The 22,297-nt window shown below is 50.3% G+C and carries 17 protein-coding genes and 2 tRNA genes; 5 read left to right on the top strand and 14 right to left on the bottom strand.

The features are described 5' to 3' along the window. Position 1 precedes the first annotated feature (1 nt). From EBB_RS14210 to EBB_RS14220, 3 genes are all read left to right on the top strand, one after another. Positions 2–1,024 carry a PIG-L deacetylase family protein gene (locus EBB_RS14210; RefSeq protein WP_192394447.1) on the top strand — a complete coding sequence of 341 codons (1,023 nt, stop codon included), beginning with the start codon at positions 2–4 and terminating at the stop codon, positions 1,022–1,024. Positions 1,025–1,082: 58 nt separating this feature from the next. Then, the gene (locus EBB_RS14215) at positions 1,083–2,507 is read left to right on the top strand and encodes a sensor histidine kinase (RefSeq protein ID WP_192394448.1); all 1,425 of its coding nucleotides are present in this window, start codon (positions 1,083–1,085) and stop codon (positions 2,505–2,507) included. Between the two features lie 91 nt (positions 2,508–2,598). Beyond that, positions 2,599–3,993: a sigma-54-dependent transcriptional regulator gene (locus EBB_RS14220; protein WP_192395033.1), complete on the top strand. Its 1,395-nt coding sequence runs from the start codon at positions 2,599–2,601 to the stop codon at positions 3,991–3,993. Between the two features lie 700 nt (positions 3,994–4,693). On the opposite strand, the gene EBB_RS14225 is transcribed toward EBB_RS14220, so the two are convergent. Both EBB_RS14225 and EBB_RS14230 read right to left on the bottom strand, forming a co-directional pair. After that, on the bottom strand, positions 4,694–5,773 hold the full coding sequence (locus tag EBB_RS14225) for an acyltransferase family protein (protein WP_192394449.1): 1,080 nt from the start codon (positions 5,771–5,773) through the stop codon (positions 4,694–4,696). A gap of 142 nt (positions 5,774–5,915) precedes the next feature. Next, entirely contained in the window at positions 5,916–6,086 is a 171-nt protein-coding gene (locus tag EBB_RS14230) for a hypothetical protein (RefSeq protein WP_192394450.1), read from the bottom strand. Positions 6,087–6,421: 335 nt separating this feature from the next. Between EBB_RS14230 and EBB_RS14235 the strand changes: the two genes are divergently transcribed. Together EBB_RS14235 and EBB_RS14240 are read left to right on the top strand one after the other, a co-directional pair. Beyond that, positions 6,422–6,685: a hypothetical protein gene (locus tag EBB_RS14235; RefSeq protein WP_192394451.1), complete on the top strand. Its 264-nt coding sequence runs from the start codon at positions 6,422–6,424 to the stop codon at positions 6,683–6,685. A 49-nt stretch (positions 6,686–6,734) separates the two neighbouring features. Beyond that, positions 6,735–7,013: a hypothetical protein gene (locus tag EBB_RS14240; protein WP_225587448.1), complete on the top strand. Its 279-nt coding sequence runs from the start codon at positions 6,735–6,737 to the stop codon at positions 7,011–7,013. A 56-nt stretch (positions 7,014–7,069) separates the two neighbouring features. Here the strand turns inward: EBB_RS14240 and EBB_RS14245 are convergent, their stop codons facing one another. The 12 genes from EBB_RS14245 to clpX form a co-directional block, all read right to left on the bottom strand. Continuing rightward, positions 7,070–8,098 (bottom strand): DUF4365 domain-containing protein, encoded by a 1,029-nt coding sequence (locus tag EBB_RS14245; protein WP_192394452.1) that lies wholly within the window; start codon positions 8,096–8,098, stop codon positions 7,070–7,072. A 65-nt stretch (positions 8,099–8,163) separates the two neighbouring features. Further along, entirely contained in the window at positions 8,164–9,933 is a 1,770-nt protein-coding gene (locus EBB_RS14250) for an ABC transporter ATP-binding protein (RefSeq protein ID WP_192394453.1), read from the bottom strand. Further along, on the bottom strand, positions 9,930–11,111 hold the full coding sequence (locus EBB_RS14255; protein ID WP_192394454.1) for an ABC transporter permease: 1,182 nt from the start codon (positions 11,109–11,111) through the stop codon (positions 9,930–9,932). Before EBB_RS14255 ends, EBB_RS14250 begins: the two co-directional genes overlap by 4 nt. Then, the gene (locus EBB_RS14260; RefSeq protein ID WP_192394455.1) at positions 11,104–12,180 is read right to left on the bottom strand and encodes an ABC transporter permease; all 1,077 of its coding nucleotides are present in this window, start codon (positions 12,178–12,180) and stop codon (positions 11,104–11,106) included. The genes EBB_RS14255 and EBB_RS14260 overlap by 8 nt, the downstream gene beginning before the upstream one ends. A gap of 15 nt (positions 12,181–12,195) precedes the next feature. After that, complete coding sequence (locus EBB_RS14265; RefSeq protein ID WP_192394456.1) at positions 12,196–14,049, bottom strand: peptide-binding protein; 1,854 nt, start codon at positions 14,047–14,049, stop codon at positions 12,196–12,198. A gap of 175 nt (positions 14,050–14,224) precedes the next feature. Next, positions 14,225–15,415 (bottom strand): enoyl-ACP reductase FabV, encoded by a 1,191-nt coding sequence (gene fabV / locus EBB_RS14270; RefSeq protein WP_192394457.1) that lies wholly within the window; start codon positions 15,413–15,415, stop codon positions 14,225–14,227. Positions 15,416–15,775: 360 nt separating this feature from the next. Further along, positions 15,776–17,644 carry a SurA N-terminal domain-containing protein gene (locus EBB_RS14275; protein ID WP_192394458.1) on the bottom strand — a complete coding sequence of 623 codons (1,869 nt, stop codon included), beginning with the start codon at positions 17,642–17,644 and terminating at the stop codon, positions 15,776–15,778. Positions 17,645–17,742: 98 nt separating this feature from the next. Next, positions 17,743–17,819, bottom strand: a tRNA-Asp gene (locus EBB_RS14280). A gap of 6 nt (positions 17,820–17,825) precedes the next feature. Continuing rightward, positions 17,826–17,901: transfer RNA gene (locus EBB_RS14285), tRNA-Val, on the bottom strand. A 13-nt stretch (positions 17,902–17,914) separates the two neighbouring features. Next, on the bottom strand, positions 17,915–18,187 hold the full coding sequence (gene hbs, locus EBB_RS14290) for a non-specific DNA-binding protein Hbs (protein ID WP_020482925.1): 273 nt from the start codon (positions 18,185–18,187) through the stop codon (positions 17,915–17,917). A 207-nt stretch (positions 18,188–18,394) separates the two neighbouring features. Then, the gene (gene lon, locus EBB_RS14295; RefSeq protein ID WP_192394459.1) at positions 18,395–20,812 is read right to left on the bottom strand and encodes an endopeptidase La; all 2,418 of its coding nucleotides are present in this window, start codon (positions 20,810–20,812) and stop codon (positions 18,395–18,397) included. Positions 20,813–20,986: 174 nt separating this feature from the next. Further along, entirely contained in the window at positions 20,987–22,264 is a 1,278-nt protein-coding gene (gene clpX, locus EBB_RS14300; RefSeq protein ID WP_020482927.1) for an ATP-dependent Clp protease ATP-binding subunit ClpX, read from the bottom strand. Positions 22,265–22,297: the final 33 nt, after the last annotated feature.

The following is a 22,297-nucleotide window of genomic DNA, read 5'->3' on the forward strand; positions in this document are numbered from 1 at the left end:
CATGCAAGCCTCTTTAAAGCATCTAAGCATTTGTCTGCTGTTAATGCTTACTCCGGACATTAGCGTCGCGGAACAATCTTTGGCAATTGCCGAGGGCGAACGCTTGCTGGTGCTGGCGCCGCATCCCGACGACGAAAGTTTAAGCGCTGCCGGACTCAGCCAACAGGTTCTCGCTCAAGGCGGCACGGTGCGCAGCACAGTCGTCACCGCCGGCGATGCTTACGTCGGCGCGGTGATGCTGGACAGCGGTAAACGCAACCCGTCGGCAGCGGATTATCTGGACTTTGGCGAAAAGCGGCTGGAAGAGTCGCGGCGCGCAGCCCAGCTACTCGGCAATGGCTTTATCCATCTGGATTTACTCGGATTCTCGGATGGCAGCATCTATTCGGCGTTGATCTCGCATTGGCGGCGTAATCAGCCGATGCGATCCGAATATACCGGCTTTGACCACGTCCCCTACCGGGAAGCCGAAGACCGGGGACTGGCCCAAGACGGCCATGACCTGCTCAACGAGCTGGTAGCCATTCTGCGCGATACCAATCCGACAATTATCGCCTTCCCGGATGTGATGGAAAACGATTCTGACCATGCCGGTCTGGGCATGTTTACCTTACTGGCCGTCCATCAGTGGCTATTGGAAGGCCCCACTCCGCACCCACAACCCAAATTACTGGCCTATCTGATTCACTGGCAAGCCGGCTGGCCGACCGGCTCCAATTGGGGCATTCCACAGGACTGGAGCGATCAACCGCTGGTATTGCCCGCTGATTTGCCGCTGCGCGGCCATAGCCGGGCTTGCGTCAATCTATCGCCTGCGCAAATCAACTTAAAGCGGGCTGCGCTGGCCGAATACAAAACCCAACAACGCATCATGGGCGACTTTTTATCGGCCTTCGTGCGCAGCAGCGAGTGCTTTACGCTACTGAAGCCCAACGACGGTAATCGTATCGAACAGGTTTTGGCGCATTGGCGGCAGGTACGCAAGACATTTGATAATCATCCCTTGAGTCGGCGTAAAATTTGAACGGACCTGCCCGCAAACTGGCGCTACGCTTGGCCGTCAACAACCTGAGATCTCGAATATGCTAAAACTTTTGCTACGTCCGGTCATTTTCGTCACGATCGTGATGAGCATATTGGTGATAGGCGAACTGCTGGCCATTGGCCGCCTGACCTGGCGCAATCATCAACGCATCCAGACCATAGAAACCGACATCGGCAAAGGCCACCACCTGGAAGAAACAATCTTCGAATTGCTGGAGCTGCAATCGCAACTGGCCTTGCATCGCAGCAATCCTGACCTGTCCGCCGAACACCTTAATGACATACAAGACCGCCTGCTGGATTTGCTGCAAGCCCACAACAACGGCACTGACTTCACGATCTCGGTAGATTTGAACACCTTGCAAGCCAAATTCGCCGCCGCCAGCAACGGCGACCCGCAGGCGCTGATCGATTCCGTGAATATGATCCGGCAAGTCCTGGATCGGCAAACCAACGAAGAAGAGAAAATGCTGATCGGCGTTGAGGACGACAGCCAGTTGGAACTGCAACTTGCGGTCATTTTGCCGCTGCTGCTGTTTTGGATAGGCCATTATTTTTTTCGCAACAATGTATTGGAGCCGCTGGATGCGCTACGCGATTTATTGTCCGGCCTGGCGGAAGGCGTTAAGCAGCCGATCACCCGCGAAACGGCCGATCCAATTTTGCGCGACTTGTTCGACCGCTACAATCACTTGGTCGAGCACTTGATCGAACTGGAACAGGAGCATCTGCATTACACCAATCGCCTGGAGCAGCAAGTGCGGCAGACCAGTCACGCTTTACTCGAACAAAGCCAGCGCCTGGCTAAAGCAGAGCGCTTGGCAGCCTTGACCGAAATGGCCGCCAGCACCGCCCACGAATTGCGCAATCCGCTGGCGATTATTCAATTTGCGCTGGAAAATTTGTTGTCCGAAGCCATCGCCCCGGACCTGCGCCAACGTATCGGTCTATTACATAGCGAAGTGCAACGCTTGACCAACCACCTGAATGACCTGCTGAGCTCGGCGCGCCATGGCAATAAAATTGCCCAGCCTACCGATGTGAATGCAGTGGTCAACGACTTGATCACGCTATTCAAATACCAAGCCACCGATAAAATCCAATTTACGGTGCAGGGAAAAGCCGACAGTTCCTTGATGCTGCCGGAAATCGAATTCCGCCAAGCACTGTTAAATTTGTTGCAAAACGCTGTGCAAGCCATCGGCAACCGCAACGGTAGCGTAGAGGTACATATTGCCCAAGATGCCCAACACCTCTCGGTGACGGTGATTGATAGCGGCGACGGCTTCGATGAGGCCTTTTTGCGGCAAGGCATTCGTCCGTTTGTCAGCTTGAAGGAAAAAGGCAGCGGCTTAGGGCTGGTGATGGTGCAACGCTTCGCCAAAGACTTGAGCGGCCAACTCAAACTCGACAACGATGCCGCCGGCCACGGCCGAGCAAGCCTGAGCTTACCTTTGACTTGAAACGACACCCCCGAACAAATTCCAGCAATGCGCCGGCGAATACCCGTCAGTCGCATACAATGCCGTAACTCGCAAACCAGCCATAACCATGATGACCAATACCCTGTTAATTATCGAAGATGAAGCCCTGTTAGCCTCCGAATTGGCGCGTTACTTTAGCAAGGGTGGCTGGGAAGTCAGCATTGCCCACTCCCTGCAACAAGCCGAACAGTTTCTCAGCGGACAAGCGCTGGACCCGCTGGTGGTGTTATCGGACATGAACCTGCCGGACGGGAACGCCCTGGATTTGCTGGAAAAACTCAAACCGGAAATCGGCAGCAGCGAATGGGTGTTTCTGACTGGCTACGGCAGCGTTGCGGATTCGGTGCGCGCGGTGCGCCTGGGGGCTTACGACTTTATCGAAAAACCTTGTTCGCTGGACCGGTTGAATCTGTTAGTGGAAGGCGCAGCCCGCAGCGCCCGGGCGCAACGCCGCCTGGAACAACAAACCGCATCGCAAAACCATCAATACAGCATCGACAGCTTGATCGGCTCCAGCCCGGCTATGAACCAGTTGCGGGCCATGCTGAAACAAATCGCCAACGTGCCGTTCTCCAGCCTGATCGTCAGCGGTGAAACCGGCACCGGCAAAGGCATGATCGCCCGGATTCTGCACTATTCCGGCAGCCGCGCCGCTGCACCGCTGGTGGAAATCAACTGCGCCGCCCTGCCCCGCGAATTATTGGAAGCCGAATTATTCGGTTACGAAGCCGGCGCCTTTACCGGCGCGAAAAAACGCCATCGCGGCCTGTTTGAGCAGGCGCACACCGGCACGCTGTTTCTGGACGAAATCGGCGAAATGGACCTGGACTTGCAAAGCAAGCTGTTAAAAGCCGTGGAAGATCTACGCATCCGCCGGGTCGGCGGCGAAGCCGAGATCAGCATTGACGTGCAAATCATCGCCGCCACCAACCTGGACTTGGTGGAAAAAGTAGCTGAAGGCTTATTCCGCCGCGATTTGTACCATCGTTTAAACGTGATCAATATCCGCATGCCGGCCCTGCGCGAACATAAGCAGGATTTGGATCAATTGGTGCCGCAATTTATCGGCGAATGCAATCGCAAATCGGCCAAGGCGGTCAGCCACATTCCGGAGCAAGCCTGGCAGATGCTGAAAAGCTACGATTGGCCCGGCAATATCCGTGAATTGCACAATGTACTGGAGAGGTGCGTATTGCTGTCCAACGATCATAATTTGCCGGTGGAATGGTTGCAGTTACAAGCCCCGCAAGCGACGACCGCCACGCACAACGCCAAAGTCAATCAGGAAGGCGTATTCATCCCGCTGGACGGCAGCATCAGCCTGCACGAAATGGAAAAATTCATCATTCAGGAAGCCCTGAACCGCAACGACGCCAACGTCACCGGCGCGGCCCGCATGCTGGGCACCACCCGCGAAACTCTGCGCTACCGGGTACAGAAATATCATCTTAAATGTAAGTTTTAAGCGGAACAGATGTTGGCTGGCTGATACGCGAGGGATTTATCTCGGGCAAAAAAAATGCGCTCTGCCTGTCCAAAGAACTTCGACCAAGTAGAGCGCCACGTCCACACATGAGAACAGGTAGGAGTAACAACACAAGCTAAGTGTTGCAAAGTTGATGCCAAATAGCCTATTCCTTGATTTTCCTGGATTTAGAGAGTTATCAGCCGACTTAGAGCCGGTAAATTTGCACCAGACACAACCAAAATCCGGCTGTTTTGCACCAGGATGGTTCAATTGACGAGTCAAAGCCGATGATTCTCCTCATGAATCGCAGCATTCGATAAATTTTGTGGATCGTTCTCGCTCGGAACTCAACGATTGTACAAAATTACGCCAATCAACGAGCTCCCGGCGAGAATGATCGAGAAAAAAGCTCGGCGGTTTAAACGAAGAACCTCATCGTTCTACAAAAGTTGCCAATCGCTCACGCTCGGAACTCAACGATTGCACAAAATTACACCAATGAACGAGCTCGCGGCGAGAATGGCTGAGTTATTTTGGAGATCCGTGGAGAAAAAGGCTCGACGCTTTTAGCAGAAAGCCTGGATAACCAAGTAGGGTTTCCCGCCAACGAATTCGAACAACCAAGCCACCAAAGTCCGACATCTGGCGCTCAAACAATCAAACCGCGTAGGTACAAAAACTGTGTCCACCCTCGGCTTTATTGAAGCTTCCTTTTAAGGTACTTTTGAGCTGGAATTTCAATATAACGATAGGTTATAAATGAGAGCACGAATATTATGAACATCAAAGAAAAATACTTTAATATTGAAACATTCATAGGACTATAGTTACTTGACAGCGCGCCAAAAACATAAACACCATAAAACAAGTATGCCTTATAAATAATCCAATGATTGAGGTAAATCGAATAAGACAGCGTACCAAGAAGTACAAATATTCGTGTATTTAACAGTTTCGCTAGGAAGCCACAATCACTCGCTGTTGAATACAATAACAAGCCAAAGGAAACAATAACCACCGAGTGGCTCAAGCTAAAATGCATCGCAAACAATACGCCACTCCCGCCTATTAACTGCAAGCTCGTAGCAACCCCATAGTCAGTAACCGGCATTTCCTTATATACTATAAAAATAAAAATACCCAACATAAAGCCTGCAAAACAACGAATAACAACAAAACCGTCTTTCTCACCATAATATATTAAATACAACGCGATAGATAAACCAACAACTATCATGCCAACAAAAAATATATTGAACCGTAGCCATTTTATTATAAAAGGAAACACTAAATAGCAAGCCATCTCCGTACTAATACTCCAGGCAGGACTGTTCAAGGGTGCCAAGGTCAAATCAGATAAGCTCCAGCCCTGAATTAAAAGCAAACTCGCAATTAAGCTTTCAAAACTTACACCAGGCATACCAACCACTTCACGCCGATAAAAGTAAAAAGAGAACTCTAAAAAAAGGTATAAAATAAGTGTAAAAAGATGAAGAGGATAAACTCTAGAAAAGCGTGCAACGTAAAAAGATTTAATCAAACTACTCTTATAATCATACAAAAACAATGAAGCGTATACATACGAAATAATATACCCGCTCAAAATAAAAAAGAAATCTACCCATAAGTACCCCATACTAAAAAAAGACGTTACCGAATCAAGAGCCACACCTTTATCGTAAGATATTTCCCTAATATGAAAAAACACAACCAATACCGCAGCAACCCCTCTCAGAGAGTGATGAGAAACAATAGTTTTTCGATACCGATTATCCATTCTTAAATAAGCACCTTACAAAAAGTTAACATGTATTTTTAGCCAAACCCATGTCCAATTTCATCTATAGCGTTTTCAACGCTCATCGGGAGTAAATATTTTGCAAGGCAGGCATTCATATTTGATTTTATATCATAGTAATTCATTCCGGTTTAGCTCTGGGCTGTAGGACGACCAACAAATCCCAATACGCTTTTGTTTTCTTGGCGTTGTGAATCGATGCGTTATCCAAAATCGCCACCAAGGGCTTGTTAAAACCTTCGATCAAGGCCACCAGAAAACCAAAGAACCAGAAATATTCACTTAATGCCACAGTTTAATCAGCATGGCCCGGTCGGATGAAAGTAAATGACTTATGACATCCATCCACTGCGCGTGCGTGGCGCTCACTGTATGAACATCACCGCTTTTCGCCCAAGCAGAATGATTCGGCGGTTGTGGCGCAAATCCGGCGGCATCCCCGTAGGCCAACTCGATGTATCCGGCTTCCGTATTCGGCAATTTACGACGTTTTATAGGGCGCGTTTACAATGGCGTAATGGGCCACATGATTTAATGCCAACATACGGCGCAATACGGCTACGCCTATTGACGTCCTACGAATTGCGCCTTACGGCCTCGTTCTTAAACTTACCCCGGATTACAACCATGAGAAAATTGGTTTTTAGTACACTACTGGTCGCCATCACCCAGTTTAGCCACGCCAAGCCTCCGGAAGCCCGCTCCCTGCCACTGGAGCAGATCAGTATCGAACACATCGACCTTCAAGGCCAGATCCGGACCTGGAAACTGAATAAGGTGTGTATCGACCAGCAAGCTTACCTACTGCTGATGAAAGGTTTGACCGAACCGATCAGCATCTCGCCGTCCTTCAAAGACGGGAAACCGGAGCAATGCCGGGTTGCAGACTAAAACCGGAAATGATTTAAGGCCAAAATACGGCGCAATACGGCTACGCCTATTGACGCCCTACGAATTGCGCTTTCAGGCCTTTGGGTTTGGAACAGTTTTGCTCCCGTATGCCGCGCCGAGCACCGGAGCTTTTGAACGGATCAGCCCTTTAGGGGCGCCGCAGGGATGCGGCGCGTTGCCGAAGGGGCAGGAAGCCCCTTTCGGCAACCCCGTTCAAAAGCGAGGAGCGCAGGGAATAAGCGGCATCCGGGTGTCTTTTCTTTTGGATACTTTTCTTTGGACAAGCAAAGAAAAGTATCTCGGCTGTCGGGCCGAGACCCGACATTAAAATAAGCCGTGGCATATTCCAAAACATGCGTACGATTACGCTATCGCTAATCGTACCTACGCGGGCTGAGCTGCATCTTCCAGGCTGAACCCTAATGCAAGCACAGAATCGTTACTAATCCTTTGATTCTCCTCAATGGGAAGATCGTACTTTTCTGTAAGTTCATTGAGATGGAGAAAATTGAGCATTATGATTTCGGCAAGCGGTTTTGTTTCGTACTCAATTTTTAATTTGTTTTTATTTGTTTTATCAACTTCTACGCTAATGACATTAGTTAAGCAAGTTAGAAGCCACGTAAGAGTTGTGTTATTTTCTGGATTTGCACAAAAAAAGAACCAATATTTTATTTTTGGTTCAGCTTTTTTCGCCCATCTCCTAACTTCTCTGATTTCCCATAACTCCCTTTTATCGAAGAAATATCCTTCTACAGAAACAACTATCTTACCTTGAAGGCGGATTGATAGCTCATCATTAGAAAGAATACGTTTAATAAACTCCGCCAATGGCTTTACATTGAGCGACTCAATATCTTTCCGTGATACCGAGTAATGAACGTAATCGGCCACCTTTAGAGCTTTAATCATTTCCCAGTGCTCACTTGCTTTGCCTAAAAAATCAACCGGATCACCAACAAGCTCTAAGAGTGCATCCTTACTATGAGACGAAAATTTGTTTCGTCTAGGAATATTAATTTTCCAGTTTTTATCAGTCTTTTCTGTTTTTTCTATTAAAAATTGATCCCAGTAGCATTCCCTGCTTTCTGGGTCACAGATTATTATGATTACTGGAAAAGGTGCGTTGCAGTAATAATTTAGATGCTTGTTTTCTCCATAAAAAGTAAATCCGGTTTTGGTCTTTGTCTTGAAAAACGATTCTCCGCATTTTATTTGGGCCGCAATAACCTGACCCGTGACAGATCCATTTTCAGTAACAATCTCAATGTATGCATCTATTCCAAAATCATATTCCCCATTATTTCGCTTGAATATGAACTTCATATCGTCATTTACAACTTTGGATACCAAATTCACCCCTATATCCCCTGTGTTACTTGAGCGTAAATAGGTAGGAAATATATTACTCATAATTTTATTGCTCGCAAATCCTAACAGGGAATAAAAAGCTTCTGAATATCATCCCAACAATCTCCCTACACCACTAACCTCGGCACCGCCGACAACAACTTCTGAGTATACGGATGCTCCGGCGCCCCACAAACTTTCGCAGTCAAACCTTCCTCCACAATCGTCCCCTTATACATCACCACAGTCCGATCACTCAAATACTCCACCACCCCAATGTTATGCGTAATAAACAACAAGGTTAGATTCCGCCGCCGACGAATATCCAGCAGCAATTGCAGAATTTCCGCCTGCACCGACACGTCCAGCGCACTGGTAATTTCGTCGCACACCACAAACTCCGGATTCAAGGCCAAAGCCCGCGCCAAGCCGATCCGTTGCCGCTGGCCGCCGGAAAATTCGTGCGGGTAGCGCCAAAGTGATTCGCGACTGAGTTGCATGTCTTCCAGCAGTTGCCCGGCCAGTTCGATGCGCTGTTCATGACTGGCACCGATGCCATGCACCTTCATCGGTTCGGTCAGCGTGGTTTCCACTAGCAAACGCGGATTGAGCGAGGATTGCGGGTCTTGAAAGGCGATCTGCATCTTGCGGCGCAGCGGCCGCAGTTCTCGGGCGGACAAGCCGGTGAGTTCTTGACCGTCGATGCGGATGCTGCCGGCAGTCGGCAGTTCCAGTTGCAATACCGCTCGCCCCAACGTGGTCTTGCCGCAGCCGGACTCGCCGACCAAGGCGACGATTTCGCCGCGCGGAATATCCAGCGATACCTCGTCCACGGCTTTGACGTAATCGACTGTTTGCCGGAATACCCCCTTCTTGATGGGAAACCAGACTTTCAAATCGCGGATTTGGATTAAGTTATCGACTTCCGCTTCACCCTGGGCGGCATTTTGGCTGGCCTGCCGCCGCAAACCAACACGATTCAAAACCGACAATAAGCGCCTATCACTATCGCTCAGGTTCTCGTCATCCGCCAACGCCGGCGGCAGATCGACGACTTCCGGAACTGAAGGATTGGCACCAACTGCCGCCCTGCCCGGCTTAGCCAGATTCTCCGGCACGGCGGCCAGCAATTGTTGGGTATAGGGATGCTGCGGCGTGCGCAACACGGTTTGGCAGGCACCAACTTCCACCAATTTGCCTTGCTGCATCACCCCCACCCAATGCGCCATCTGCGCCACCACACCAAAATCGTGGGTGATGAACAACATGCTCATACCGGTGTCGTCCTGAAGCTTGCGCATCAGGCGCAGAATCTCGGCTTGCACCGTAACATCCAGGGCCGTGGTCGGTTCGTCGGCGATCAGCAATTGCGGCTCGCAAGCCAGGGCCATGGCGATCATCACCCGTTGCCGTTGACCGCCGGAGAGTTGATGCGGATAGTCACGAAAGCGGCTGGCAGCATTGGGAATTTGCACTTGTTCCAATGCCTTGATAGTACGCTCGGTGGCTTCCGCATCGTCCATATCGGGATGGTGCAATTGCAGGGCTTCGGTGATTTGCTCGCCGATGCTCATCACCGGGTTCAAGGAGGTCATCGGCTCCTGAAATATCATCGCGATTTTTAAGCCGCGCACCGCGCGGATGCCCGGATCGTCCAGGGTTAACAAATCCTGGCCGTTCAACAAAATCTCGCCGCTGGGGTGCGAAGCTACCCCATCCGGCAATAAACGGATCACCGACAAAGCGCTGACCGATTTGCCGCTGCCCGACTCGCCGACCAAGCAAAAGGTTTGGCCTTTGGGAATGCTGAAACTGATGTCGTCCACCGCTTTGACTTCACCGCCGCCGGACCTCAGATAAGTGCGCAGGTTGCGGACTTCCAACAAGGGCTGGCTCATGATTTGACCCCAGCCTTGTCGGACAAGCGCGGATCGATGGCATCACGAAACGCTTCGCCGATCAGGTTGTAGGCAAACACCGTCATAAAGATCGAGCCGCCGGGAAACACCGCCATCCACCAGTTAAAGGTCGAGGATTTAACAGCCTGATCCAGCATCGCCCCCCAGGATGGCGCATCGACCACACCCAAACCGAGAAAGCTTAGTGTCGCTTCGGATAGAATCGCCCCGGCCACCCCGAAACTAACGGCTACCAGTAAGGGTGCGACGCCGTTTGGCAGCATGTGCCTAAATAAGATAGAGGTGAGAGGCAAACCGCTAGCTACCGCTGCTTGCACGTAATCCTGTTTGCGCAGTTTCAAAAACTCCTGGCGCACATAACGTGCGTAGCCAGACCAGCCGGTCACGCCGATGATCACCATCATCATGTACAAGCTACGGCCGAAGAAGGCCACGAAGGTCAGCAGTAAAAACAACGTCGGAATATCTTCGAAGATTTCCACCAGCCGCATGCCCAGCATGTCGACGACGCCGGAGAAATAGCCCATCAAGCCGCCGACGACGATACCGATGGCCAAGGCGATGCCAGAAGCTATCAGACCGATGCTCAAGGAAATCCGGCAGGCGTGGATCATCCGGCTTAACACGTCGGCACCGTTCTCTTCGGTGCCCATCAGATGGGTATGGCCTTCTGTGGCGAACGGCGCTTCCAGGCCTTTGCTGCCCAAATCCCGCAGATAATCGACCGGCGCATACGGTATCGGCGGCATGAGCTTCCAATCCACTTGCATATAAGCGGGGCCGCGGAAGTCGTCGTAGATCACCAACACCGGCGGTTTGACGAAGCTGTTGACCAACAGCGCGGCTAACGCACTACCCAGCAAAAACAACAAAACCTGTTTACCGCCGTCGATGTTTAGCCGGTAAACCGCCAGAGCAATGAAAAAGCTGGCCAAGATCCAGGCGTCTTCCACGGACAAATATTGCAATACCGGCGCGGAAATAGCCCCGCCTTTGCTCATCAGCAAGGGCATGGAGTTGGCGAGAAACGGCGCAAACACCGCGCAAAACACTAACAAGGCGACCCAAGCCAAGCCCAGCTTGACGCCAACGCCGGCCAGGGTTTTGCGCCAGATGCGCGCAGAAAAAGATTCGCGGCTGATCACGGGCTTAGTCATAACTCACCCGCGGATCGGCCAGGGTGTAACAGAAATCGGCAATCAGATAGCCGATCAGGGTCAGAAAGCCGCTGATCCAGGTAATCGACAACACCAACTCGCGGTCGCGGCCTTTCACCGCTTCCACCGCCAACTGGCCCATGCCGTTGATACTGAAGATATTCTCGACGATCAAGGAGCCGGCCAGCAAACTGGGTAACAAACCGGCCGAGACGGTAATCAAGGGCAATAAACTATTGCGGAATACGTGTTTCCACAACACGTCGTTTTCGGCCAAGCCCTTGGCGCGGGCGGTGCGGGCGTAATCGGCGTGCAGGTTTTCCAAAATGGAGGTGCGGGTCAGTTTGGTTAATGCCGCAAAGCCGCCGTAGGACAAGCAGATCACCGGCAAGATCAGATGCCAGATTCTATCCAACAAGAAACCTCGGATAAATCCGCTCTCTTCCCAATGCGGCAGGAACGGCATGTCCTGCGCCTCCCGACTGCTGATGCCGGCGGTGGGGAACCATTGAAAATATTGGACGTTGGCAAAAAAACCCAGCAACAAAACGCCGGCCAACATGGTCGGAATCGACCACAAGGCCAACATCGACATACCGGCGCCGACATCGAAAGCGCTACCGCGCTGGGTGGCGGCTTTCATGCCGACCATGATGGCGATGATGTAGGTAAACGGCAGTGTTACCAGATTGAGTAGCAAGGTAATCGGGATGCGCTCGGCCAGAATATCCGAAACGGGCCGGCCGTATTGAAAACTGGTGCCCAGATCCATGCCCTTGCTGAAGGAAAATTCACCGTGCTGGCCTTCAGCATCGGTGACGAAACCAATCGGCGAGACATTATTCAGCCAGCGCAGATATTGCACCGGGGCTGGCTGGTCCAGGCCGTAGCGTTTGTTGTAATAGTCCAGCAAGGCCTGTTTTTCCTGCGGCTTCATGTCCATGCCGCCGATTAAAGTCTGGGCGCTGATGCCGCCCGGCGACATGGCCATGACGCTGAACACCAACACGGTGATACCCAGCAAGGTGGGGATCATCAGCAGCAAACGCCGCAGCAGATAGGTCAACATCGACGGATCCTTGGCCTATTGGGTGTATTTTTGCTGCGCCAGCGGCACGTAGTTTTCTAGCGGCAGGGAGCCGAAGTTCAAACCCAGTTTGGTCATTTGCAAGTTATGAATGCGCTTGTCGACGAACAACAGGCTCTTACGGCGCATCAAGAAGGTATAGGGCTGGTCTTCGTAGAGAATGTGCTCGGCTTGCTGCCACAGCGGCATGCGTTTGCTTTCATCGACAGTGCGGCGGGCATCGTCGATGAGCTTATCCAAAGCCGGGTTCTTGTACCCGATAAAATTATCGCCCTTACTCACCGCCTGAGAACTATGAAATATCTGATACAAATCGGTTTCGATACCGCTGGTCCAACCCAGGGTAATGGCGTCGAAATCTTTTTTATCCAGATTCTCCAACATCACCGGCCATTCCTGAGGAGTTGGAATCAGTTTGACGCCAGCGCGGGCGTACAAGTCTTTCAACAGCAACACCAGGCGTTTGGTGTCCTCGTTGGCTTGAAAGTAGGTCAGTTTAAATTCAAAGGGCGCGCCGGCCTTGTCTTCTAAAACGCCGTCGCCATTTTTATCCTGGTAACCGGCTTCTTTCAGCAAGGCTTTGGCTTTTTCCAAATCGGCTTGATAGGGCTGCAAAGCCACATCATGCTGCTTGCTGGTTTTACTGAACGGACTCACCGCAGGCTCGGCGTAATCCAACATCACATCTTTTATCACCCGACTGACATCGGTCAGATAAGTCATGGCTTGCCGCACCCGCTTGTCGGCGAAGCGAGTCGGCTTGCCGCCGCGTTCCTGATTCCAGCCTATCCAACTGTACCCAACCACTGGCGGCATGTATTCGAAATTTTGGCTCTTGGCCTGAATTTGCGGGTCTTTTTTCAGCTCCTGGTATTCGACTGGCCGCGCTGAGTAAGAGTCGATATCGCCATTGCGAAAGGTAGTTAAGCGGGCGCTATCGTTTTGAATGATTTTCCACAGAATCCGATGGTAAGACGGTTGCACGTCACCCCAGTAACGCTCGTTACGCACCAGCTCGATGTTGCCTTTGTCCGGCGTCCAGTTTTTCGGATCGTTTAATCGATAAGGACCGCTGCCTAATAACAGACCTTTGGATTCATTGAATTTTTGCGGCTCTTTTAAATAAGGCTCGTAAAAATGCTTGGGCAGGATGCCGATGCCACCGGCCAGCGACAAGGCTTCGAAATACGGCTCTTTGAAGGTAAACACCACTTCGTATTTGCCGTTGGCTTTGACGCTGGCGATTTTTTCCAAATACGCCCGTTCCCGAGGCGCTTGAATCGCGTCGGTCATAATGAAATTGAAACTGAATACCACATCATCGGCGGTCAGCGGTTGGCCGTCGGAGAAACTGACGTCTTCGCGCATCCGGAAAGTAATCACCAACCCGTCTTCGCTGATGGTCCAATCTTTGGCGACCAGGCCCTCCCATTCCAAAGTATCGGGGTTGCGGGTGATCAGGCTCTCCAGCACATAGCTTTGTACGTTGGAGGCGTAGGCATCGCTGGACACCAGCGGCGTGATGGTCTTGAGGTTGGTGCCGAACGCTTCGACGCTCCAGTCGCCCTGGGCGTAATCCGGCTGGCGACTGGCGGCATAAGCGCGTTGAAACGCTTGAGCCACTTCGCCGCTTGAAGTCGAATTTGCTGGGGCGTTTGCGGCAATTGCGCCAGAGGCGATGGCGCTTCGCAGTTCGCGCATATCCTTGGCTTGCTCCGACAGCGCGGTTTGCATCTCGCTCAATTTCAGCCATTGCCGGTCGATTTGATACATCGCCAACACGATCAGCACAATGGTCAAACTGAGCAGCGAATAGAGAATCCAGTCTCGGGTAGTGGATGGTGTTTGCATTTGTCCAGTGTTTCGCAGAAATTAAACAGAAACTTCAGCGACGCTTTTGCTTGATGGCCAGAGCCATCTGAATCGCTTCTGGGGCTTATCGATAACGCCGCCTTTGCAAAAACGTCAGGTGTCCTTACTTTTTAACCCAGTGGGTCGCCGCCGCGCTAGCCACCGGGGTACATCTTTATAGCAAATTGGTGATTGGTGCCTCGGGATTGACGTCGGCATCGTAATCCACGCCGTCCACCTCGAAACCAAACAACTTTAGAAATTCGTGTTTGTAACCGGCAAAATCGCTCAATTCGTTGATATTGTCGTTGTTGATTTGTTCCCACAAAGCGTTGACTTTATCTTGCACTTGCGGCTGCAACTCTTTTAAATCGGCGCGCAGGCGACCGGTATCGTCCAGGATAGGAGTGGCACCGTACAGACTATCGCGGAACAAGCCATTTACCTGCTCGATGCAACCTTCGTGAGTACCCTCGGCCTTCATGGTTTTGAATAGCAAGGCCAGATACAAAGGCATAACCGGAATTGCCGCGCTGGCTTGAGTGACTACGGCTTTGAGCACTGATACGCGCGCGTCCCCGCCTAGAGTCGCTAATTTATTGCGAATATCGATGACGCGTTTATCCAAGTCTTTTTTGGCCGCACCAATGGTGCCGTCCCAATAAATATCCCAGGTGATTTTTTCGCCCAGATAAGTGTATGCGGTGGTTTTGGCGCCTTCCGCCAAGACGTCGGCGTCGGCCAGCGCATCGATCCACATTTGCCAGTCTTCTCCGCCCATAACGGCCACGGTATTTTCAATTTCTTCCGGCGTAGCGGCCGGCAAGGTAAAGGATTTAATGACTTCTTTGTCAGTATCAATACCGTTTTGTACCAAATCTTTACCTATCGGTTTCAAGGTAGAATTATGCGTGACACCGGTTTTTGGATGCGTGCGGCGCGGCGCGGCCAAGCTGTATATAACCAGATCGACTTTGCCCATGTCTTGCTTAATGACATCAATGGTTTTTTGTTTGATCTCGTCGGAAAACGCATCCCCGTTGATGCTTTTGGCGTAGAGGCCTTCGGCTTCGGCAAATTTATGGAACGCCGCGGAATTGTACCAACCCGGAGTACCCGGCTTATCGGCCGTACCCTCGCGCTCAAAAAACACACCCAAGGTTTTCGCACCGGAACCAAAAGCCGAGACAATCCTCGATGCCAGGCCGTAACCGGTGGAAGCGCCTAAAATCAGGACATTTTTCGGGCCGTTGCTAATTGCACCAAAGCTTTTGACATAGTCGATTTGCTGATTGACATTGGCTTCGCAGCCGACCGGATGGGTGGTGACGCACATAAAACCGCGTACGCGAGGTTTGATAATCATGTTGATCCTTAAATCAAGCTATTAAAAATTAAGACGAGTGTCGCTTTCGCAGCGATGTTTGTTACAAATTTTAAAGTTTATCCCATGATATGGCTGAACAGGAAAATAATATCGATTGTATCCGAAGCGAAAAATCACCCTATTCGGCTATCCGCGACTATGTTAATAAACGTGTGCCTAAAAGCCAATGTGGGTTGGACGCTGCTAGAGCTGTTAACGCACTGGCTAACGGTTGTGGCGGGATGTCTCAAGACTTTGCCCATAATCCGCAACAGCATCACCGCTGATAAGCAGCTAACCGCTTAGACAAGCAAAAAAAAGGGAGCGCTAAGCTCCCTTTTTGCAGGTCCACCTAACGGTTTACTGTTTTTGCGTATTGATAACGATCTCGGCTTTAGTCTGCAACGCATTCAATACAGCTTCCATCTGCGCCTTGCCGAAGGCGGCAGAGATGTTTTTGGCAATCAAGGCCTGCTTGCTCTTGTCACTATCCGACATAACGCCCTCGTGTACACTGTTGACGCTAACCACCAATTTACCGCCCTTGGCTTCGTCGATTACTGCCACGCTAGGCTGACCTGCCTTCGGTTTGGCGGTTCTAAAAATCTCTTGAGTGACCGCCGCCGGCAAATCGCTGGCAGTACGAGTCAAGCCATTGATTTTTTTGGTTTGCAAATGCAGTGCTTCGGCGATTTGAGCAAGCGTTTTACCGCCCGCCAATTCTTGCTTCACTTTATCGGCAGTAGCGACGGCCTGCTGTTTTGCTTTATCTTGCTGAATCGCGGCAATGACCTGCGCCTTAACATCCTTGAGTTCCCTGCTGGCGGCAGGTTGATGCGATAACATGCGCAACACCACGACTTTGTCGCCGCCAATTTCCAGCGGTTCGCTGTTGCTGCCTTTTAACACATCTTCGGAGAACGCCGCCGCCCGAACTTTTTCGTCGGCAGCGATACCTTCACCCGCCGCGCGAGTAAACGCTTCGGTCTTGCTGGTCGCTCCACCCAACAGTTGCGCAACGGCTGCCAAACTATCGGGATTTTCGTAACTAACTTCGGCCACTTTCTCGGCCAAAGTGTTAAATTTGGCTTCGGCCTGGGCTTTTTGATAAGCCTTGCTGACTTCGGCTTTTACCGCTTCGTAAGGCTTTACGTCGCCGGGTATTAATTCGGTCACTTTAATTAAATGATAACCAAAAGCCGATTTGACGGGCTCAGATACTTCGCCCAATTTTAAGCTGCTTGCAGCATCTTCAAAGGCTTTCTCCATCACGCCGACATTGAATAAACCCAGGTCGCCACCATTTTTCGCGGTCAGTTTATCATCCGACACTTCAGCTGCCAGGGCGGCAAAATCCTTGCTTTTAAGATCTTGTTTCGCCTTCAGCGCTTTTTGCAACGCAAGTTCGTCAGCCGTTTTATCCTTGCTGAACGCGAACAAAATATGGCTGATTTTTCTGCGCTCTTTCGTAGTGAATTGGACTTTTTGTTCTTCGTAATAGGCTTTTAACTGCTCTTCGGTGGGGCTAATATCTGCGGCCAACTTATCCAATGATAATTCCACGTATTCGATAGCCACCTGCTCGGGAGTCTGATACGCGTCCTGGTGCTGCTGATAATAAGCGGTAATTTCCTCTTCGCCGGGCTGTTGACTGACAGCCGTTAACGGCACGGTCAAATATTCCACATCGCGGGTTTGGTTCTGGATTTTAAAGAAGTTGTTAATTTCCGCCGGCGTCACAAAGCTGCTATCCACCAGGGCTCGTTGGAACTGCTCCATCACCAAGGCTTTTTTGATGCGATTGACGAACTCGGCGGAAGACATACCTTGCGAACCGAGCATGGTTTGGTATTGCGTCTTATCGAACTTTCCGTCTTTTTGAAAATACTCGAGAGTTTGAATGAAGTCCCTGGCCGTCTCATCGCTAACCAACAGGTTTTGATCTTGAACGTATTGCAACAATACCTCGTCGCGAACCAGCTTTTGCAAAGCCTGTTTTTTTATCGTCTCTTCGTCGAACTTCATCCCTGCCAGATTTTGCGCATATTGCTGATAGGCCTGACTGACATCGCGCTGAAAAAACTCCTTGTCTCCCACAGACACCACCGGGGCTTCTTTCCCGCCGCCAAGGTAGTTTTGGATGCCCCACAATCCGAAAAGCACACAAATCAAAATCAATATGATTGATGCAAACAGACCGTGCACCTTTTCTCTAATCTCTAAAAGCATAAACGCTGTCCTTAAACAGTATTAAACCCGAATGCTTCAGGCCATAAAATTAACAGGCAAAAAAAAACCTCGGACCATACGGCCCGAGGTTTCTGTTTTGGCGGAGCGGACGGGGCTCGAACCCGCGACCCCCGGCGTGACAGGCCGGTATTCTAACCAACTGAACTACCGCTCCAAAGTCTGGTGGGTGCTGAGGGGTTCGAACCCCCGACCCTCGCCTTGTAAGGGCGATGCTCTCCCAGCTGAGCTAAGCACCCGACTAAAGAGCGGCTAGTTTACAGCATCTTTTAAAGATTTGCCAGCTTTAAATGAAGGAATTTTCGCGGCTTTAATGGTGATCTCTTCACCGGTTTGCGGATTGCGGCCTTTACGCTCTGCTCTTTCTTTAACATCGAATGTGCCGAAGCCAACCAAGGCAACGGAATCGCCTTGTTTCAAAGCATCTTCTACTGCTTTGATAAAACCATCTAAAGCACGACCTGCATCAGCTTTAGTTAACTGGGACGCACTGGCGATTGCATCGATAAGTTCCGATTTATTCATTTATTTCCCCTTAGGATGTCGTTGTATTAATTATGCTCAGCAAACAAATGTTTGGATTTGCCCGCTAACCGGTTTTCCACCAACCCGATTTACAGCCTCTCCTGGTGCGAGAGGCCGACATTTATATCAATCGCCTGCAAGCGATGTCAAGCACAGAAGTCCGCGGAAGCCACGACACTGATGGTTTCCGCCGACCCGACTCGACTTTTAATGGGCAACAACACCCGGCTTTTTTACCTCTGCCTTGCTGGCAGCAGTTTCAGTTATTTCAGCCACCGGGATTGCAGCAATGGGGGTGGGCATATGCTGTAGAGCTAACTCCAACACTTCATCTATCCAACGGACACACTTAATCGCCAAATTACGTTTGATATTTTCCGGGATTTCGGCGAGGTCCTTTTCGTTTTCCGCCGGAATCACCACGGTCGCAATGCCGCCGCGATGCGCCGCCAACAATTTCTCTTTCAGCCCGCCAATCGGTAGCACTTCACCACGCAGGGTAATCTCTCCGGTCATCGCCACATCAGCACGCACTGGAATTTTGGTCAGAGCGGAAATAATGGCGGTACACATACCAATACCGGCGCTAGGCCCGTCTTTTGGGGTTGCGCCTTCCGGAACGTGAATGTGAATATCATTTTTCTGGAACACATCGCTGTCGATTCCCAAGATGTTGGCGCGACTCCTGACTACCGTGACCGCCGCTTCAATCGACTCCTTCATCACATCACCGAGCTTACCGGTCGTTAGCTGCTTGCCCTTACCCGGCATCACCGCAGTTTCAATCGTTAGCAACTCACCGCCGACTTCAGTCCATGCCAAACCGGTCACTTGACCAATTTGATCGCTGTCTTCGGCCATGCCATAGCTAAACCGCCGCACTCCCAGATATTTATCAAGTGTTTTTTCGGTAACCGAGGTTCTACTTTTGCGGGATTTCAACAACAGGTCTTTCACGACTTTCCGGCAAATTTTCGAAATTTCCCGCTCCAGTCCGCGCACACCGGCTTCCCGCGTGTAGTACCTGACAATATCCTTGACCGCTGCTTCGGAGATAGAAATTTCCGACTCAGCCAGACCGTTGTTTTTGATCTGCTTCGGAATCAAAAAGCGCATGGCGATATTGATTTTTTCATCCTCGGTATAACCGGCCAGACGGATTATTTCCATTCTATCCATCAAAGCAGCCGGGATATTCATCGTATTCGCGGTTGCCACAAACATCACATCGGACAAATCGAAATCGACTTCCAGATAATGATCGGAGAAAGTATGGTTTTGCTCCGGATCCAACACTTCCAACAGCGCAGAAGCGGGATCACCGCGAAAATCCGCCGCCATTTTGTCGATCTCGTCCAGCAAGAACATGGGGTTACGGGTTTTGATTTTCGAAAGATTTTGCAAGATTTTACCGGGCATCGAACCAATGTAGGTACGCCTGTGCCCGCGAATTTCCGCTTCATCTCTAACCCCGCCCAATGCCATCCGCACATATTTACGGTTGGTGGCCCGCGCAATCGACTGGCCAAGTGAGGTTTTACCGACCCCCGGAGGACCGACCAAACACAGAATAGGCCCTTTCAACGCCTTAACACGTTGCTGCACGGCGAGATATTCGAGTATCCGCTCTTTTACTTTATCCAGGCCGTAATGTTCGGCTTCCAACACCTCTTCGGCGACTTTCAAATCGTGCCTAACCTTGGTTTTCTTTTTCCAAGGCACATTGACCATCCAATCGATGTAATTGCGCACCACTGTGGCTTCCGCGGACATCGGCGACATCATTTTCAGTTTATTCAGCTCGGCCGTAGCTTTGGTTTTGGCTTCTGCGGACATACCGGCAGCAGCAATCTTTCTTTCCAGTTCTTCGATCTCGTTGCTGGCTTCGTCCATCTCGCCCAGCTCTTTTTGAATAGCCTTCATTTGCTCATTCAAATAGTATTCGCGCTGATTCTTTTCCATCTGCTTTTTAACGCGGCCACGAATTTTCTTTTCCATCTCCAGAATATCGACTTCACCTTCCATCAAGGTCATCAAATTTTCCAGACGTTTGGCGACATCGACCATTTCCAGCATCAGCTGTTTTTCTTCAACTTTTAAAGCCATATGTGCCGCCATGGTGTCGGCCAAGCGGCTGGGGTCGTCAATGCCGGCCAGGGAGTTCAATACTTCAGGCGGAATTTTATTATTCAATTTCACATATTGATCGAACGAATTAATCGCGGTCCGCTGCAAAACTTCCGCTTCCTGTTCGGAAATATTTAATTCGTCGCTCAACTCGACCACGCTGGCCGCACAATAATTGTCCACATCTTGGTATTTTGTAACGGAGCAGCGCTGACTGCCTTCAACCAATACTTTCACCGTACCGTCCGGCAATTTCAATAGTTGCAGGATGTTGGCCAAGGTACCGACTCTGTATAAGTCATCAAAACCCGGCTCATCGACATCGGCCTGTTTCTGGGCGATCAGCAAGACTTGTTTGTCTTGCTTTATGGCAGCATCAAGGGCATCAATCGACATACCTCTACCGACAAACAATGGAATCACCATATGCGGATAGACCACCACGTCCCGTAACGGCAAGACAGGAATTAATTCATCTTTGGTTTTTAACTCGGTCATTTCATTTGCTCCCTTGAGCAGCTCAAAACATTGGATGTCATCCTATATGAGGATGAACTCCCAGAAAACAAGTATCTTTAATTTCAGGCAAAAAAAAGGGGGCTTTATTGAAAAAGCCCCCTTGAATTTGATTATTTCTTCGCGAGAACGCTAGGAAAGCTCAAAGCCCCAAAGCTAAGAAGCGTCCGAAGCCACCAGCTTTTGCTCTGCTTCGTAAACCAAAATTGGCTCCGAATTACCCAAAATGACGTTCTCGTCGATGACAACTTTCGATATTTTGTCGTTGGAAGGCAGTTCGTACATCGTATCCAACAACACGTTCTCAACTATTGTGCGCAAACCTCGGGCACCGGTTTTTCGCTCCATCGATTTGCGGGCAATCGCGGCTAACGAATCATCTCTAAACTCTAGCTCCGCACCTTCCATTTCAAACAAATGCTTGTACTGCTTGATCAAAGCGTTTTTAGGCTGTGTCAGAATTTGAATCAACGCGGCTTCATCCAACTCGTCCAAAGTGGCAATAACCGGCAGACGACCAACAAACTCCGGAATCAAACCATATTTGATCAAATCCTCGGAACGTACATCGGCAAAAATCTCGCCGACGTTACGTTTGTCGTCTTTGGTTTTTACTTCGGCGGAGAAACCGATACCGCCTTTTTCGGTACGGTGCTTAATAACCTTATCCAATCCGGCAAACGCCCCCCCGACAATAAATAAAATGTTGGCGGTATTCACCTGCAGAAAGTCTTGCTGCGGATGCTTGCGACCGCCTTGCGGCGGGACGGAAGCGACAGTACCTTCGATAAGCTTCAGCAAGGCCTGCTGCACACCTTCTCCGGACACATCCCGCGTAATCGACGGATTATCGGATTTACGGGAGATTTTATCGATTTCGTCGATGTAAACGATCCCGGTCTCCGCTTTTTCCACGTCGTAATCGCATTTTTGCAGAATCTTTAAAATGATGTTTTCAACATCTTCACCGACATAACCGGCCTCGGTCAGTGTGGTGGCGTCTGCTATCGTGAAAGGCACATCCAGCAATCTGGCCAAGGTTTCGGCTAACAAGGTTTTACCGGAACCGGTAGGCCCGATCAGCAAGATATTGCTTTTCGCCAGCTCGACTTCGTTCTTTTTGCTGTTGCTGCGCAAGCGCTTGTAATGGTTGTAAACAGCCACAGCCAGAATTTTTTTGGCATTTTCCTGACCGATGACATAACCATCCAATTCTTGCTTGATTTCCTTCGGCTTAGGCAGCGCACCGCCGGCCACGGACATTTCATCTTCCAGCAACTCATCTCTGATGATGTCGTTGCACAATTCCACACATTCGTCACAAACATAAACGGATGGACCTGCAATCAGTTTCCTGACTTCATTTTGACTTTTACCGCAAAAAGAACAGTAAAGAAGTTTTTCATCGTCTTTACCTTTCTTGTCTCTACTCATAGACAGACTCCACCGTGATACATTACCTCGTCA

Source organism: Methylomonas fluvii (assembly GCF_014850975.1).
GTDB lineage: Bacteria > Pseudomonadota > Gammaproteobacteria > Methylococcales > Methylomonadaceae > Methylomonas > Methylomonas fluvii.